Source organism: Saccharibacillus sp. CPCC 101409 (assembly GCF_030518235.1).
Taxonomy (GTDB): domain Bacteria; phylum Bacillota; class Bacilli; order Paenibacillales; family Paenibacillaceae; genus Saccharibacillus.
Genome location: NZ_JAULSA010000001.1, coordinates 731674 through 746954, shown reverse-complemented (window position 1 = coordinate 746954; position 15281 = coordinate 731674). Strand labels below are relative to the sequence as shown.

Here is a 15281-nt window from a genome sequence, read left to right as displayed (position 1 = left end):
CGAATGGCAAGCTTTATTTTCAAAAAAAGATTCCGCCGCCATGAACAGGCCGCGAAATCTTGGATTAACCCAGCTTTTGCTGCTGTAAAAACATCCGTTCGAAGCGGCCGGCCGGCACCGGGCGGCTGAACAGGAAACCCTGCGCTTCGTGGCATTTCTGGCTGCGCAGAAATTCGAGCTGCTCTTCGTTCTCCACGCCTTCGGCCGTTACTTTGAGCTTGAGGTGATGCGCCATCGACGCGATCGTCGATACGATGGCCGCGTCGCTCTGGCCGCTCATCACTTCGCTGACGAACGAACGGTCGATCTTGAGGCGGTCGATCGGCATGTTTTTCAAATAATGCAGCGAGCTGTAGCCCGTTCCGAAATCGTCGATGCTGATATGCAGGCCGATCTGCTTGAAGCGTTTGAGCTGCTCGAACGCGGCGTCTTTGTCCACGGTCATACTCTCGGTAATCTCCAGCTCCACATACTGCGGGTCGAGTCCGATCTCTTCCAGCATTTCGCCGATCTGATCGGCCAGGCCGGCCTGGCGGAACTGGCGGATCGACAGATTGATGGACATGCACAGCGGCTCGTAGCCTTTGTCCTGCCACTGTTTGTTCTGCCGGCACGCCTCCTGCAGCACCCATTCGCCGAGCGGCACGATCAATCCGCTTTCCTCGGCCAGCGGAATAAATTCCGCCGGCGAAACCGGTCCGCGCAGCGGGTGGTTCCAGCGCACCAGCGCCTCCATCCCGAGAATGCGCCCGGTCTCCACGGACATCTTCGGCTGATACTCCAGATAGAATTCGCCGCGATCCAATCCTTTGCGCAGATCGCTTTCCAGGATCAGCTTCTCGCGCGCCACGGTCGTCATGCCGCGCGAGAAACGCTTGACTTCCGCTCCCTGCTCCTTCGCCAGATGGACCGCCGCGTCCGCGCTTTGCAGCAGGCCGTCCGCGGCCAGTCCGTCTTCCGGATACACCGCGATGCCGGCCGACAGCGCCACATAGTGCTCCATGCCGCCCACGCTGACCGGACGCTCGAATTCTTCAAGCAGCGCATGGGCGCGCTTCAGCGCTTCTTCGCCGCCGCTTTCCGGCAGCACGACCGCAAATTCGTCCCCGCCCGTGCGGAAGACTTCTTCGGGGTTCTCCACATGACTTTGCAGCAGTTCCGACACGATGCCGAGCAGACGGTCTCCCGCTTCGTAACCGAGCGAATCGTTAATCGTTTTGAACCGGTTGATATTCAGCACCATAAGGGCCGTTTTGCCGGAGTAAGCCTGCTCGAAACGCGAGTTGAGCCGGGTATGCAGGCTGCGGCGGTTCGGCAGTCCGGTCAGATCGTCGTTATACGCCAGAAACTCGATGCGTTCTTCCGCTTCGCGCCGCTCGCGCAGCGGTTCCGCGATGGCGAGCCGCAGTCCGTGCCCGACCAGAATGCCGTACGACAAAGCATGCAGCGCCGAAGCGCCCAGAAAGTAAAAACCCACGCCGTCGCCCGCCAGCAGAATCAGTACCTGGGCGGCGGCGGCCAGCCCGAGCGACTGCGCCGCGATCCACAGCGCCTGCGCGCCTCTGCGCCGGTAGCGGACAAACAAATAAACGAAAGCCGATACCGCCGCCAGGAACGCCAGTCCGTTCAGGATCAGATCGAGACGCGCCGCGGCAAAGCCGGGCAGGCTGCGATGCAGCACCAGAAGCAGTCCCGCCAGCGCGGCGGCCGAGAGCGGAATTCCCAGATACAGCATGCGCCCCGGCACAACGCTCGGCCGGTTCGGGAGGGTAAACAGCACGGGAAGCCCGATCGCATACACCAGAGTCGCCAGCGCAAACAGCCAGCCGTGCACGTCCCGTTCCAGCAGAGGCGGCGAAATAAAATAAAAAAAGTCCAGCAGCAGATGCAGCAGCTCCACCAGCCCGGCGGCTCCCATCAGCTTGACCATCCGCTTGCTGTAGCTTCCGATTCTGCGGTCGAACAGCGGGGTGGCGTGGAAATACACGGTCATGCACGCCGTTACCGAAAAGCTTCCGGTCAGCAGGGCCAGGGCTGGAATCCAGCGGCTGCCGGAGCCGTCCGTCCAGAGCCGCTCGACCGCTTCGCATACAATAAGAAGAAAAAAGACGGAACAGAGGTAAAAAGACAATTGGCGTAACGCCGAAGTTCGGTTCATTCGTTCACGTTCACTTCCGTCCTGCTGGGATGTCATAAAATCGGATCGGTTTCTCATCTTGGCTTTACATTCTACGCCGGCTTGCTTTATCCTGCCGGGCTTCGTCAAAATCAGACAATTTTCTTGGTCAACTGCAAGAAAAAAGGCCCTTTCTGCTCGGACCTCTTCCAAATTGTCCATGATAGGCGGACATTAATCCATAAAGTACCGTCCGGCCAATTTTGGCTTTTTTATCATACTTAAGGAAGCGAGCAATGTAAAGTGAAAATCCGCATTTTTATGACATCGGTCACAGTCGCGGCAAATTCTTGGTGGTACATTACAAAAAAAGCTAATTGATATTGATTATCATTCCAAGTCATAGAGATGAAGGAGAACTTTTATGCGTAAAAGCACGGAATTCCAAACGGCCGCGGTACTGGCCGATATCCGCCCCGGCGGAGCGGCCGTCGTCACGGCGCTCCACCGGATCGATCCGCTGCTGCGCCGCAGGCTGAACGATCTGGGCGTTGCGGAAGGCAGCCGGCTGACGGTCCGCCGGTTCGGGCCGTTCGGCGGGCCGCTGACGTTCGAATGCGCCGGACAGCTTGTCGGCATCCGGCGGTTCGAAGCGTCGCGCCTGGAGGTTGCGCGGACATGAGCGATTATGCGCTGCTCGGCAATCCCAACACCGGCAAGACTTCGCTGTTCAATATGCTGACCCGTTCCTACGAAACGGTCGGCAACTGGTCGGGCGTTACCGTCGAGAAAAGAATCGGTACGCTGCGCGGCAAAGCGGGCCGGATCGTCGATCTGCCCGGACTGTACTCGCTGCTGCCGCTCACCGAAGACGAAGGCGTCGCCGCGCGTTTTCTGATGGAAGAAGCGGACGGCCCGATCCTCAACATCGTGGACGCTTCGCAGCTCGAACGCAATCTGTATTTGACGATGCAGCTGCTGGAGTACGGCAAACCGGTCATGATCGGGCTGAATATGGTCGATGTGGCGCGTGCCCGCGGGATCGACGTCGACGCCCAAGCGCTCCGGCGCGAACTCGGCGTGCCGGTCGTGCCGATCGTGGCGCGCAAAGGCACCGGCTGCTCCGAGGTTCTACGGGGACTGGGCGAACTCGGCCGCGCTCCCGCTTCCTTCCGGCTGGACTACGGGCCGGCGCTGGAAGCGGCGGCGGCCGATATAGCCGGAATGGTCGGCGCGGCAGCCGCTGCCGGCGCGACGTCGAAAGCCGATCCCCGCTGGACGGCGCTGCAGCTGCTTGAAGGCAATCCCGCGGTGCGGAGCGCGCTGCCGCAGACGGCGGATCTTGCGGCGATCGACGAACGGATTCGCCGGGCCGCGCCGGAACTGGAACGGGAAACGGGCGGCGCGGATTCCGCCGCCCATATCCGTCAGGTCCGCCGGCAGCGGATCGCGGAGATCTGCGGCGCTGTCGTCGACCGCTCGGCGCAGCACGACCATACGGCGACCGAACGCATCGACTCGATCGTGACGCACCGGCTGCTCGGCATTCCGCTGTTTCTCGCGCTGATGTACCTGATCTTCAAGCTGACGTTCGACTGGCTGGGCAGCGTGCTGTCGGATGTGCTGGACGGCTTTATCTCCGGTCCGCTGAGTCAATGGATCTCTTACGCGCTGACCTCGCTCGGCGCGGCTCCGTTTACGCAGGCGCTGGTGGTCGACGGGATCGTGGGCGGCGTCGGCGGCGTGCTCGTATTCCTGCCGCAGATTTTTATCCTGTTCCTGCTGATTTCGTTTATCGAGGATTCCGGCTATATGTCGCGCATCACGCTGCTGATGGACCGGACGATGGAAGCGGTGGGACTCAGCGGCAAAGCGTTTATTCCGTTTATTATCGGCTTCGGCTGCAATGTGCCCGCGATCATGGCCGCGCGGACGATGGAGCAGCGCAAAGACCGGCTGCTGACGACGCTGCTCGTTCCGCTGATGTCCTGTTCAGCGCGGCTGCCGGTGTACGCGCTGTTCGCGGGCGTGTTCTTCGTCTCCAACCGCGCTTCCGTGGTGATGGGTCTCTACGTGCTCGGCATGGTGCTCGCGCTGGCGCTGGCCAAGCTGTTCTCCCGCACGCTGCTCAAAAGCGAACCGTCCGTCTTCGTCGTCGAGCTTCCGCCTTACCGGATGCCCCAACTGCTGTCGCTGCTGCGCATGACATGGGAAAAAGTCAAAGGCTTTCTGCGCAAAGCGGGAACGATTATCCTGGCCGGCTCGGTCGTGATCTGGTTTCTGTCGAATACCGGTCCCGGCGGCTTCGGCGTCGACATGAACGACAGCTTTCTCGCTTACATCGGCGGCGCGCTGTCCACGCTGCTGATTCCGCTCGGCTTCGGAACGTGGCAGGCCGGAGCGGCGCTGATTACCGGCTTTATGGCGAAAGAAATCGTCGTGTCCACCATGAATATCATTTACCAGGCGCCGGACATGGCCGGACTTGAGCACCAGGTTGCGCTGGCGTTTACGCCTTTGCAGGCATTCAGCTTTGTCGTGTTTATCCTGCTGTATATTCCGTGCCTGGCGACGGTGGGCGTTATCCGCAAAGAAACGTCTTCGTGGCGCTGGACCTTTTTCTCGATGGGGTACTCGCTCGCGCTCGCTTATCTGGTATCGCTCCTTCTTTACCAGGGCGGACATCTGCTGGGCTTTGTCTGAATCGGCGCCGTCACATTCAACGAAGGAGGAACGATCGTGATTAACTGGATCATTATCGCACTGCTGCTGGGCTACTCGGGGTATGTGCTGTACCGGTTCTGGAACAAAAGCAAAAAAGGCGCCTGCGCCGGCTGCTCCGTGCAGGCAGACGGAACGACCCCGCCCGGCTGTCCGGGCTGTTCGTCGGCGCAGCTTCCGCCCGAAGCCTACGCTTCGCTGAAGCAGCGCGGAGCGGCGGGAAGCAGCAAAAAACGCTAGCCGCAAAACCGGCGGTCGGTCCCCGGCCCGGCCGGATCGCCGAACTAAAACGTTCAGGCGGCCGCTTTTCTCCGGAAACCGGCTGCGTCCGCAGGATGCCGCCGGCATACAAAAAGAACCTTCGAATCCGCGCTCAAAGCGGAGTTGAAGGTTCTTTGCATTCGTTGTAAACTCCGCCTGCATCGTTCAAAATGATCAGCGTCGATCGCTTTCGTTGTCGTAGCGGCTGCGGTTGTAACCCTCGATTACCCGGTGGATTTCTTCTTCGCCCCGCTCCGCGTAGTCGGGATTGCCGGCGATCTCGCGTCCCGTCTCGGCCGGGGTCAGCTGCGGACGAAACTTGTATCCCCGCGCGATCGCTTCCCTGACCAGTCTCCAATAAGCGCGGCGCGGCGCGTCTTCGGGCTCGGCATACGCGCGGCGTACGGAACGGGCCGCGCGTTCGGGCCTGCCGGTCAGCTTCTCGGTGGTGTCGATATAAGTTTCGCGTCCTTCCTGCTCCGCGGGCGGGCGCACCAGACGCAGCATTTCCAGAAATCGTTTGAGCCAGCCGGGCAGCCAATCGGCCAGTATGCCGTACAGCAGATTCAGTACCGCGTATACGACCGCAAGCACGACCAGTCCGGCCGCGCCGGCCACGATCCAGATCACCGCTCGTCCCCAATCGCTGTTCGATTCATCGCCCGGCGGACTGCACAGTCTTTTGAACTCTTCGGTGTTATGGACCGGCTGGCTGCAGTATTCTTTGAGCACCGGCGTTGTGTCGATCGGAACATCGGGCGGCGGCGTTCTTGTTCCGCCGACGTCTCCTCCCAGCAGGTACGCCCACACCCGATACAGCCATTCCAGTACGGACGCGATCTGCGTCGCGCCGCCGACAATCAGAATCAGCAGCAGCAGTCCCGCCATGAAGACCAGATTCACCCGGAGCAGGCGCCCGCTCGGAATCGGATCGTCCGCTCCGATTCCGAGCGTATCGCGCACCCGGGCCGCATTCCACCGCAGCATCAGCGCAAACAGCGCCGTCAACGCGCCGACCAGAATCGAGAATGCGTACGGACGCACAAGGCCGTGCCGCAGCGCCAGGAAATAAACGCCCAGCGCGGCGCACAGTCCCAACACCGCCCACAGCGTGGACAAGCGCCCGGAAGCGGCCGGGCTGAATTCCCGGTAGACGCCCCGGCAGGCCGCCACCGCCAGCAGGGCAAAAAGAGGAATCGCGCGGCTGCCCATGCCGCCGCTTATGCCGATCGCCGCCGTCAAGACGATCGAAGCGGACAGCGCCAGCGCATAGGCGCCGCCGCGCTTGACATACAGACCGGCCGTGCCGCCGCCCAGCAGGCCCAGCGCGAACAGCGCCGCGGCGTAATACGGAGACAATTCGACGACAAACAGGGCGAACAAGACGAGCAGCGGATAAGCGAACGCCGTTTCGCGCACGGCCGTTCCGGCCGCCCCGAGTATTTTGCGCTTCATGTGCTCGCCCCCGTTTCTCCGCTCCGGCGATCGCTTCCGCCGGATTCCGCCGGGAAAGACGCTCCCGCCATCCCCCGACGGGGATCGATAAAGCTGATCCGGTGTCCCCGGCTTTCCAGCGCCTGAACGGCTCTGCGCGCATCGGCCGGATCGGAAGCGCTGACGACGATGTAATCGCGCGCGTTCTCTCCGCCCCGAGCTTCTTCAAGCAGATACTCTTCCAGCGTTATGCGTTCTTTGAGTTTGATCCCGGCCATCGCTTCCATCAAGGCCGCCCGCTGCGCCCTGCCTGCGCCCGGCGGGATGCGCGGCAAAGATACCGTATGCGCATTATGCGCAAATCCGGTCTGTACCCCCGTGCACAGCAGCCGGTCCGCGCAGGTGGCCGCCAGCGATACGGCATACTCCGCAAGCCGCTCGGCTTCGTTGTCGGCGAGGCCGAGCACGACCCGGCCGATATCCAGCACAATCATCACCTGGGGATCGGCGGTATATCCCTGCCGGTAGACCTGAAGTCCGCCGGTTCGCGCGCTCGCTTTCCAGTGTATCCGGTTCATCGGATCCCCGGACGAATACTCCCGCGAGCCTTCGATCACGAACGGATCTGCGAGAATCCAGCGCCGGACCGCAAAATCGCCCTGCCAGCTTTTCCAATCGTGCGGCACCTCGGCTTCGTCCAGCAGCCGCGGATACACGATCAGCGGACTTTCGATCGTGAGCAAACGCGAGCGAAGCACGAAGCCCAGCAGATCGCCGGACGTCATAAACACGGTCGACAGCCGGAAAATGCCGCGCTGCGCGCAAGTCACGAAGTGCCTGCGCTTCACGCGCCGCATCGGCAGCAGCGCAAAGCCGCTTGTATGCGTTTGATAAACGCTGCCTTTGCCGACCTTGATCGAAGGGCTTCCGCGAAAAACGAACGCCGTCGGAAATTCCGCTTCCAGCTTGAGCAGCGGCACGGGCAGTCTTTTCTCGTTGGCGATAACTTCGACCAGTTCGATCTCGTCGCCGGCGCAGCATTCGCGGCGGTCGAAGCTCCGGCTGTACCGGATGCCGCGCAGCGAAGAACGCCCGATCACCTGCGCCTGAATCACCGCCAGCAGCACGCCGATCGTTATCATCCAAAATAAAGTCAATAGAGGCCTCCTTTCCGCGGACGGAATACCGCCCGGTTCTTGTCGGATTCAATATCGGATTCAATAAATGAAAGAGAAAGAAAAAAGAGAAGCGGCGGCCAACTTCTCTCCGCCCGCTCCTTTTCATGGACAAGCCTTTTATTGGCGCGGCCCGCTTTCGCCGCCGTAGCGGGTCGAATTGTAGCGCTCGACCAGCTCGCGCAGTTCTTGAGCCGACAATTCGGTATAGCCGTCTCCCCGGGTCAATTCCGCGCCGGTCTCGAACGGCGTCCGGCTGGCGCGCAGCGGGAAACCTTTGCGCGCCGCCTGCAGCACGACGCTGCGGTAGCGCAGCCTCGGATCGCTGCCGGAATAAGCCGGTTCCCGGCGGCCGAAACCGAATAAGCGACGTCTGTTTCCCGTTTCTTTGGCGGAAAGCTTCTCCGCTTTGTCCGTGTAATCCGACGGATCGCCGGATGCGCGGAGAGTGCGCATCAGTCCTAGCTGCGCGGCAATACGGCGGATCAGATTGCGGATTCCGCTTGGCAGCCAGCGGCCGAATATGCGGTACAGCAGCCAGAGCACTCCGGCGGCCGCGGCGGCATAGAACAAAATAAGAAAAATATAACCGACGACTTTAAGCCACAAAGGCGCTTCCTTGGCTTCTCCCGCCAGTTTGCCGAGCTGCGAATAATCGGCGCTCGGCAGCGGATCGGAAGGCAGCGGCGGTCCGGTCGCGGAGCCGCTGAAGATCGACGCCCACCAGTCGCGAATCGCGCCCAGGATGCCGGTCGGACCGCCGACGATGCCCGCGATCACGACCAGCGCCGCCACGGCCCAGGTCAGTCGTCGGTTCGCCGTCAGGATGCCGGCCAGCGCCGACGTTTGTTCGCCGGCGGCGAAACGCACTTTGTCGGCGTTCAGCAGCAGCAGCGTCAGCACAAGCAGCAGCACCGCCGCGATATACAGCGTGCCCCGGTATCCGGCCAATTCCGCCGTCCGTCCGGCAACGACGTAAACGACCAGCGAAGCCCCGAGTCCGATCAGCGGAACGCGAAGCTGCATATTGTCCCAGTACTGGCGGCGGCCGACCAGCAGTCCGCGCACTGCGACCGCCAGCAGCAGCAAAGCGGCCGCCGCGCGGACAAACCACGCGCCCGGAATAAGGAGCGCCGCAGCCAGCGCGGCGGCGAACGGCGGCACGGTCAGCCAGCGCGGCAGACGGTGCTCCGCCTGGCGCAGCCCGATCAGCGAAGTGCAGGCGTGCAGGGCAAACACGATCAGCAGCGGCAGCAGGTCCGGCAGCTTCAATACGTAATGAGACAGCAGCACGATCGGCGCGTAGGCGGACAGCGCCTCCAGCACCGAATAAGCCGCCGGGCGGCCCAATCCGCGCAGAGCTGCTTTACCGCCCGTTTTTCCGCTTTTTCCACCGCTTGTCTCGGCGGCCGTTTCCGCCTGTGAAGTTTTCGCGCGCTTCCGCGTTTCTTTTACCGTGCTCATAATACCGCCTCCTCGCGCCGGGCCGAAGCCCGCCGGTCTTCGAACGGGCCGCCCGGACGCCGAGCCGCCGAATCGCCGGACAGGCCGGTAACGCCGACGCGGTGCCCCAGCTTCTCCAGCTCGGCGATCCCTTCTTCGACCTTGGCCGAACGATGGGTCGTAATCAGCAGATAATCGACCGGCTCGCGAAATTCGCGGCCCGCTTCCAGATGCAGCAGCTCGTGGAACGGCAGCCTCGACTTCATCTCGAACGCCGCCATCGCTTCGAGCAGCCGGTTCAGATGAACCGGACCGTAATCCGGCTCCAGCCGCTGTCCTTCGCCGCCCAGCTGCGAATCGGCGTTGTGCGCGAAGCCCGCGCTCATGCCCTGTCCGATCAGCGTTGCCGCGCAGGTCGCCGCGAGCGACAGCTGGCGCTCGATCAGCGCCGGCCGCGTCACGACGCTCCACATCGTTTCCGAATCTTCGACGTTGAGCAGAATAATTACGCGCGGATCGGCGGAATAGCCGCTTTTGTGTACCTGCAGCTGTCCGGTGCGCGCGCTGGCTTTCCAGTGAATCCGGTTCATCGGATCGCCCTGGGCGTATTCGCGCACCCCGTTCATCAGAAAAGGATCTTCGACGATCCAGCGCCGCACCGCAAGCTCGCCCTGCCACGTTTTCCAGGACATCGGCAGTTCGCCGTCGCCCAGCATCTTCGGCTGGATCACCATGCGCATTTGGAGGTGAACCTGCCGGGAAGACGCATACAGCCCGAACAAGTCGCCGCCGGTCATCGTAGCCGTTTCGATCGGGAAAATGCCGCGCGACCCGCAGAGTATGCGGTGCGTGCGGGTAATCCGCGTCAGCGGCGGCAGCGTGAACAGACTCGTATGATTCTGGTAAATGGCACCCTCGCTGACGTTCGTGTCCCCGCTGCGGGCGAAAGAAAGCGCGGAAGGCAGCATCGCTTCGAGCCGCAGCCAGGGGACGGGCAGCGGTTTGCGGTTGGCGATCGTTTCCACCATTTCGATCGATTCGCCCACGCGGCAGACGGTTTTGCTGAAAGTACGCTCATAATCGATTCGGGACAGCGCCGGTTTGCCCAGCACCAGTCCCTGCAAATAGACGATTAATCCGACAACGATCAGAAACCCCAGCAGCGCCATTTATCTCACTTCGCTTTCCAGTCCCTCTTCGCTCGGCACGGGAACGCGGTCCATCAGCTCGTGCAGAATGCGTTCGGCGGGATTGTCCTGCAGATCGTAACGGTTGTTCAGCACCAGGCGATGCGCGCAGACCGGCACAAGCAGTTCTTTGACATCGTCGGGCAAAATATAATCGCGGCCTTTGAGCGCGGCGTAAGCCTGGCAGGCCCGCAGCAGCGCCTGGGTGCCCCGCGGGCTGATGCCGAGCGCAAGCTCCGGGTGTTTTCTCGACGCGTCCGCCAGCGCCACGATATAGTCGAGCAAATCGTCGGCGATCGTCACGAGGCGGCACAGCCGCTGGGCTTCCAGCACTTCTTCCGCCGTCGCGGTCGATGCTGCCGATTCCGCCGTCAGCCCGCCCGCCTGAACGGTCCGGCGCAGGATCTCCCGGCCTTCGGCCGCCGACGGATAACCCAGCTTCATGCGGATCATAAACCGGTCCATCTGCGCTTCCGGCAGCGGGAACGTTCCCTGGTTGTCTACCGGGTTCTGCGTCGCCAGTACCATAAACGGCTGCTCCAGCTTCATCGTTTGCCCGTCCACGCTGATCTGGCGCTCTTCCATGCATTCGAGCAGACTCGACTGGGTGCGCGGCGTCGCCCGGTTGATCTCGTCGGCCAGCACGATGCGAGCAAACAGCGGCCCCGGACGGAAATGGAACTCGCCGTCTTTTTGGTTGTAGAAATGAATGCCGGTCAGGTCCGACGGCAGCAGATCCGGCGTAAACTGAATCCGCTGAAACGTCAGGCTGAGCGAAGACGCCAGACTTTTGGCCAGCATCGTTTTGCCCGTGCCCGGCACGTCTTCGAGCAGCACGTGGCCGGAAGCGAGCAGCGCGGTCAGCAGCAGATCGACCTCCGCGTCTTTGCCGACGATGATTTGTCCGATATTTTGTTTGAGTCCCGCGGCCAGATCCCTTATTTTTTGCATGAACATTCCTCCGTCTTTTGCGGCGGCTTCCGTACAAGTTGGAATGATGGATTCCGGATTATGTATTGAAGCTTTAGCTTATTGCTTTCCTGTTTCTTCCTCAATTTTATTCTAACAGAGGTGATAACGTTTTCCAAACTCGATAGACGGCTATAAAACAAAACCGGAAGGATCGGGTGCGATCGCTTCCGGTTTTTTATTTGTGAGTATGCGCGGACGGCTGTGCCCGATCATACCGAAATGACTTATGCCGTTCCTTTGCTGTTGCGGCGCTGCAATTTCTCCAGCTTCTGGCTCATGACCGCAAGCCGCCGCTTCAGCTCGGTCTGCCAGCGCTTGTCGCCCATCTGCTTGGCGACGCCGAGCAGGTCGAGCGAGAGGTCGATCTGGTTGCGGACGGCCGACAGGCGGTCTTCCGCTTCTACGCTGACGCAGTTGGCGAAGATTTCTTCGTCGTCTTCCAGCATATAATCCTGAAAATCGATCTCCGATTCGCCGTCGCCGTGCGCGTATTCGGCCAGCACTTCGTATTCGCTTTCGACTTTGTAATGCACTTCGATTCTTTGACATACCGGACAATACAATAGAGGAACGTTATGAACCTCGGTCCGGTAATGCTTCAGCGTTCCTTTGGTTCCGATCATGCTTGCTCCGCAGCAGAAACTCATGGTGGTCGTCCTCCCTTGTTTGCTTATCCTTTATGTTAATATCAAACCGCCGGCGGGATTTTGAATACGCCATTTTCGCTTTAATTTTGGCGGCTTGTTCCGATCGCCTGTCGGCGGCCGGGACACAGCCCCATCTTAGCACGGAAAGCACCGTCCCGCCAGCGCAAAGGGGTGCAAAAAAGCCCCCTTTTCGGCATCATGCCGAAAAGAAGGCTCTGCTTATAAAACGCCGTACATCCGGGGCAAATTAACCTTGCAGGTTCTTGTCGCCCGGTTTCCAGTTCATCGGGCACAGGCCGCCAGATTGCAGCGCTTGAAGCACGCGCAGCGTTTCTTCCACGCTGCGGCCCACGTCGTTGTGGTTAACGACCTGGTATTTCAGCTCGCCTTCCGGATCGATGATGAACAGGCCGCGCAGAGCTACGCCTTCTTCTTCGATCAGGACGCCGTAGTCGCTTGCCACTTTCTTCGTGATGTCCGAAGCGAGCGGGAAGTTGATCTTGCCGAGGCCGCCGATTTCGGTCGGAGCCGCGATCCATGCTTTGTGGCTGTGCACGGAGTCGATGCTGACGCCGAGAACTTCGGTGTCCAGCGTTTGGAAATCGCCGTAAGCGTCGCTCAGGGCGGTGATTTCAGTCGGGCATACGAACGTGAAATCGAGCGGGTAGAAGAAGAATACCAGCCATTTGCCGCGGTAATCTTCGAGCGATGCTTTGCCGAAATCCTGTCCGTCTCCGGATACGGTTTCCATTGTGAATGCCGGAGCCGGTTTACCTACCAAACGTTCTGCCATGAGTATAAAATCCTCCTTCAAAATGAGGCCCGGTGAAGGGCGTTTTCTGAATATTCTGAAACTTCGATTGCAATATCATCATGTTATCACCGGGATTTTTTGAAGTCAAGATTGTAATACTTGTTTTTTTATAATAATTATTATTTGCGAATCGCGTTGAGAATGAGGTCGCCCATTTGCCCGGTGGACAGCGCTTCGGCGCGGCCCGCGGCAATATCGCTCGTACGGTGTCCGGCGTCCAGTACTTCGGCCACGGCGCGCTCGATCGCGTCCGCCGCGTCTTCGTAGCCGAACGTCAGCCGCAGCATCAAGGCCGACGACAGAATGGTCGCGATCGGATTGGCCAGTCCCTGCCCGGCGATGTCCGGCGCGGAGCCGTGCACCGGCTCGTACAATCCGTAGCTGCCTTCGCCGAGCGAAGCCGACGCCAGCATGCCGATCGAACCGGTCAGCATCGCCGCTTCGTCGCTCAGGATATCGCCGAACATGTTCTCCGTCACGATAACGTCGAAGCTCGACGGGCGGCGCAGCAGCTGCATCGCGCAGTTGTCGACCAGCACGTGCTCCAGCTCCACTTCCGGATAATCCGCCGAGACGCGAATGACCGTTTCCCGCCACAGGCGCGACGTCTCCAGCACGTTCGCTTTATCGACGGAGGCCAGCTTTTTGCGGCGCTTCAGCGCGATCTCGAACGCCTGGCGCGCGATGCGCTCTACTTCGGTCACATTGTACGCGCACGTATCGACCGCTTCCTGCCCCTGCTCCGTTTCGCGCCGGAATTTCTCCCCGAAGTAGATGCCGCCGGTCAGTTCGCGCACGACCATCAGGTCGGTGCCTTCCAGCACTTCCGGCTTGAGCGTCGACGCGTCTTTCAGGCAGTCGAATACGACGGCCGGGCGCAGGTTCGAGAACAATCCGAGCGCTTTGCGAATGCCGAGCAGCCCGGTTTCCGGACGCAGCTCTTTGGGATTGTTGTCCCATTTCGGTCCGCCGACGGCGCCCAGCAGCACGGCGTCGGCGCGCTTACAAACGTCGAGCGTCTCGTCCGGCAGCGGCGTGCCTTTCTCGTCGATCGCGATTCCGCCGAACAGCGCATGCTCCGTTTCGAACGAATAACCGAACACGTCCTCGATTTTTCTCAATACTTTTTCCGCTTCCGCCACTACTTCCGGTCCGATGCCGTCTCCCGCGATTACCGCAATCTTTTTCGTCTCAGCCATCTGTCGCACTCCCTATTCCATAAAATTCGGGTCGGTGAAATGCCGGGTGCTCCGCCACCGCTTCCGGGTTGAAACCTCTATTGAAAAACAGTAACATACTCCGTCAGGGATTGACCAAGATATAGAAACTATCAGCTTGATAGGTTAATCCTATAAAGAGGGCGGTACCCTTTTATGCTTGCCCTGTCGCTGCTTACATAAAGAAATTTGCTTCCGCTTCAGCGGATTGTTACAATTAATGGGTAATGGTAAAGGGGCACGTGATTCGCCAAAACATCCACCGAGGAGCTGAGCGAAGAACATGGAATACACGTATTTGGGAAAATCGGGACTCAAAGTCAGCCGGATCTGTCTGGGCACGATGAATTTCGGCGGCCAGACCGACGAGCAGGAATCGTTCCGCATCATGGACGCCGCGCTCGAAGCCGGAATTAACTTCTTCGATACTGCAAACGTTTACGGAGGCAAAGACAATTCCGGCCTGACGGAAGAAATCCTGGGCCGCTGGTTCAAGCAGGGCGGCGGACGCCGAGAAAAAGTCGTCCTGGCGACCAAAGTCTACGGCGGCATGGGCGACGAAAACGACGGCCCGAACGGAGAGCGCGGATTGTCCGCGTACAAGATCCGCCGTCACCTGGAAGGCTCGCTCAAACGTCTGCAAACCGATCACGTCGAGCTGTACCAGATGCACCATATCGACCGCAACGCAAGCTGGGACGAGCTGTGGGGCGCGTTCGAAGTCGCCGTCAACCAGGGCAAGATCGGTTATGTCGGCTCCAGCAACTTTGCCGGCTGGGATATCGCGGTCGCGCAAAAAGAAGCGGAAAAACGCGGCTTCCTCGGCCTGATCTCCGAGCAGCACAAGTACAGCCTGCTGACCCGTCAGCCGGAGCTTGAAGTGCTGCCCGCTTCGCAGGCGCTCGGCCTGGGCGTGATTCCGTGGAGCCCGCTCGACGGCGGACTGCTCGGCCGCAACGCGCTGAAGAAGATCGAAGGCTCGCGCAGCGGCGGCAACGCCGAACGCGTGGAGAAGCACAAAGAGCAGCTGGAACAATTCAAGTCGTTCAGCGAAGAGCTGGGCGAGCAGCAGGATACGATCGCGCTGGCCTGGCTGCTGGCCAATCCGGCCGTGACCGCGCCGATTATCGGACCGCGCACGCTGGAGCAGCTCGAAGACGCGCTGCGCATCGTGGACGTGAAGCTGGGCGAAGCCGAGCTCAAGCGTCTCGACGAGATCTTCCCGGGACCGGGCGGATCGGCGCCGAACGCCTACGCCTGGTAAACCATATCCAATGCAAAAAGCGGACCCCGC

At 60.6% G+C, this 15281-nt stretch carries 13 protein-coding genes; 4 read left to right on the top strand and 9 right to left on the bottom strand.

Translation table 11 applies throughout. The features are described from left to right. Positions 1–64: 64 nt before the first annotated feature. Positions 65–2158 (bottom strand): putative bifunctional diguanylate cyclase/phosphodiesterase, encoded by a 2094-nt coding sequence (locus tag QWJ34_RS03155; protein WP_302725586.1) that lies wholly within the window; start codon positions 2156–2158, stop codon positions 65–67. Positions 2159–2540: 382 nt separating this feature from the next. Here QWJ34_RS03155 and QWJ34_RS03150 point away from each other — a divergent pair, with 382 nt between their 5' ends. The 3 genes from QWJ34_RS03150 to QWJ34_RS03140 are packed head-to-tail and all read left to right on the top strand — an operon-like array spanning position 2541 to position 5077. Beyond that, positions 2541–2798 carry a FeoA family protein gene (locus tag QWJ34_RS03150; protein WP_302725585.1) on the top strand — a complete coding sequence of 86 codons (258 nt, stop codon included), beginning with the start codon at positions 2541–2543 and terminating at the stop codon, positions 2796–2798. Beyond that, positions 2795–4819: a ferrous iron transport protein B gene (gene feoB / locus QWJ34_RS03145; protein WP_302725584.1), complete on the top strand. Its 2025-nt coding sequence runs from the start codon at positions 2795–2797 to the stop codon at positions 4817–4819. The genes QWJ34_RS03150 and feoB overlap by 4 nt, the downstream gene beginning before the upstream one ends. 36 nt (positions 4820–4855) lie before the next feature. Next, the gene (locus QWJ34_RS03140; RefSeq protein WP_302725583.1) at positions 4856–5077 is read left to right on the top strand and encodes a FeoB-associated Cys-rich membrane protein; all 222 of its coding nucleotides are present in this window, start codon (positions 4856–4858) and stop codon (positions 5075–5077) included. 195 nt (positions 5078–5272) lie between these two features. On the opposite strand, the gene QWJ34_RS03135 is transcribed toward QWJ34_RS03140, so the two are convergent. The 8 genes from QWJ34_RS03135 to leuB all read right to left on the bottom strand — a co-directional run bounded on the left by QWJ34_RS03135 (position 5273) and on the right by leuB (position 13969). Beyond that, positions 5273–6553 carry a hypothetical protein gene (locus tag QWJ34_RS03135; RefSeq protein WP_302725582.1) on the bottom strand — a complete coding sequence of 427 codons (1281 nt, stop codon included), beginning with the start codon at positions 6551–6553 and terminating at the stop codon, positions 5273–5275. Further along, a complete protein-coding gene (locus QWJ34_RS03130) occupies positions 6550–7689 on the bottom strand; it encodes a DUF58 domain-containing protein (protein WP_302725581.1) in 1140 nt (379 codons plus the stop codon). The genes QWJ34_RS03135 and QWJ34_RS03130 overlap by 4 nt, the downstream gene beginning before the upstream one ends. A gap of 138 nt (positions 7690–7827) precedes the next feature. After that, on the bottom strand, positions 7828–9171 hold the full coding sequence (locus tag QWJ34_RS03125) for a DUF4129 domain-containing protein (protein ID WP_302725580.1): 1344 nt from the start codon (positions 9169–9171) through the stop codon (positions 7828–7830). After that, entirely contained in the window at positions 9168–10319 is a 1152-nt protein-coding gene (locus tag QWJ34_RS03120; protein WP_302725579.1) for a DUF58 domain-containing protein, read from the bottom strand. The genes QWJ34_RS03125 and QWJ34_RS03120 overlap by 4 nt, the downstream gene beginning before the upstream one ends. Next, entirely contained in the window at positions 10320–11294 is a 975-nt protein-coding gene (locus QWJ34_RS03115; protein ID WP_302725578.1) for an AAA family ATPase, read from the bottom strand. It abuts the gene before it with no gap. A 239-nt stretch (positions 11295–11533) separates the two neighbouring features. Next, positions 11534–11956 (bottom strand): hypothetical protein, encoded by a 423-nt coding sequence (locus QWJ34_RS03110; protein WP_302725577.1) that lies wholly within the window; start codon positions 11954–11956, stop codon positions 11534–11536. 247 nt (positions 11957–12203) lie between these two features. Then, positions 12204–12749, bottom strand: coding sequence for a peroxiredoxin (locus QWJ34_RS03105; RefSeq protein WP_302725575.1), 546 nt, complete (start codon positions 12747–12749; stop codon positions 12204–12206). A 140-nt stretch (positions 12750–12889) separates the two neighbouring features. Beyond that, positions 12890–13969 (bottom strand): 3-isopropylmalate dehydrogenase, encoded by a 1080-nt coding sequence (gene leuB, locus QWJ34_RS03100; RefSeq protein ID WP_302725574.1) that lies wholly within the window; start codon positions 13967–13969, stop codon positions 12890–12892. A gap of 301 nt (positions 13970–14270) precedes the next feature. Between leuB and QWJ34_RS03095 the strand changes: the two genes are divergently transcribed. Continuing rightward, positions 14271–15251 carry an aldo/keto reductase gene (locus QWJ34_RS03095; protein ID WP_302725573.1) on the top strand — a complete coding sequence of 327 codons (981 nt, stop codon included), beginning with the start codon at positions 14271–14273 and terminating at the stop codon, positions 15249–15251. The last annotated feature ends 30 nt before the right edge of the window (positions 15252–15281 follow it).

Excerpts from the sequence above, each read along its gene's own strand:
- QWJ34_RS03120 (WP_302725579.1), bottom strand. The coding sequence starts at position 10,319 with ATGGCGCTGCTGGGGTTTCTGATCGTTGTCGGATTAATCGTCTATTTG.
- QWJ34_RS03155 (WP_302725586.1), bottom strand. The coding sequence starts at position 2,158 with ATGAACCGAACTTCGGCGTTACGCCAATTGTCTTTTTACCTCTGTTCC.
- QWJ34_RS03135 (WP_302725582.1), bottom strand. The coding sequence starts at position 6,553 with ATGAAGCGCAAAATACTCGGGGCGGCCGGAACGGCCGTGCGCGAAACG.
- leuB (WP_302725574.1), bottom strand. The coding sequence starts at position 13,969 with ATGGCTGAGACGAAAAAGATTGCGGTAATCGCGGGAGACGGCATCGGA.
- QWJ34_RS03125 (WP_302725580.1), bottom strand. The coding sequence starts at position 9,171 with ATGAGCACGGTAAAAGAAACGCGGAAGCGCGCGAAAACTTCACAGGCG.
- QWJ34_RS03105 (WP_302725575.1), bottom strand. The coding sequence starts at position 12,749 with ATGGCAGAACGTTTGGTAGGTAAACCGGCTCCGGCATTCACAATGGAA.
- QWJ34_RS03110 (WP_302725577.1), bottom strand. The coding sequence starts at position 11,956 with ATGAGTTTCTGCTGCGGAGCAAGCATGATCGGAACCAAAGGAACGCTG.
- QWJ34_RS03150 (WP_302725585.1), top strand. The coding sequence starts at position 2,541 with ATGCGTAAAAGCACGGAATTCCAAACGGCCGCGGTACTGGCCGATATC.
- QWJ34_RS03115 (WP_302725578.1), bottom strand. The coding sequence starts at position 11,294 with ATGTTCATGCAAAAAATAAGGGATCTGGCCGCGGGACTCAAACAAAAT.
- feoB (WP_302725584.1), top strand. The coding sequence starts at position 2,795 with ATGAGCGATTATGCGCTGCTCGGCAATCCCAACACCGGCAAGACTTCG.
- QWJ34_RS03095 (WP_302725573.1), top strand. The coding sequence starts at position 14,271 with ATGGAATACACGTATTTGGGAAAATCGGGACTCAAAGTCAGCCGGATC.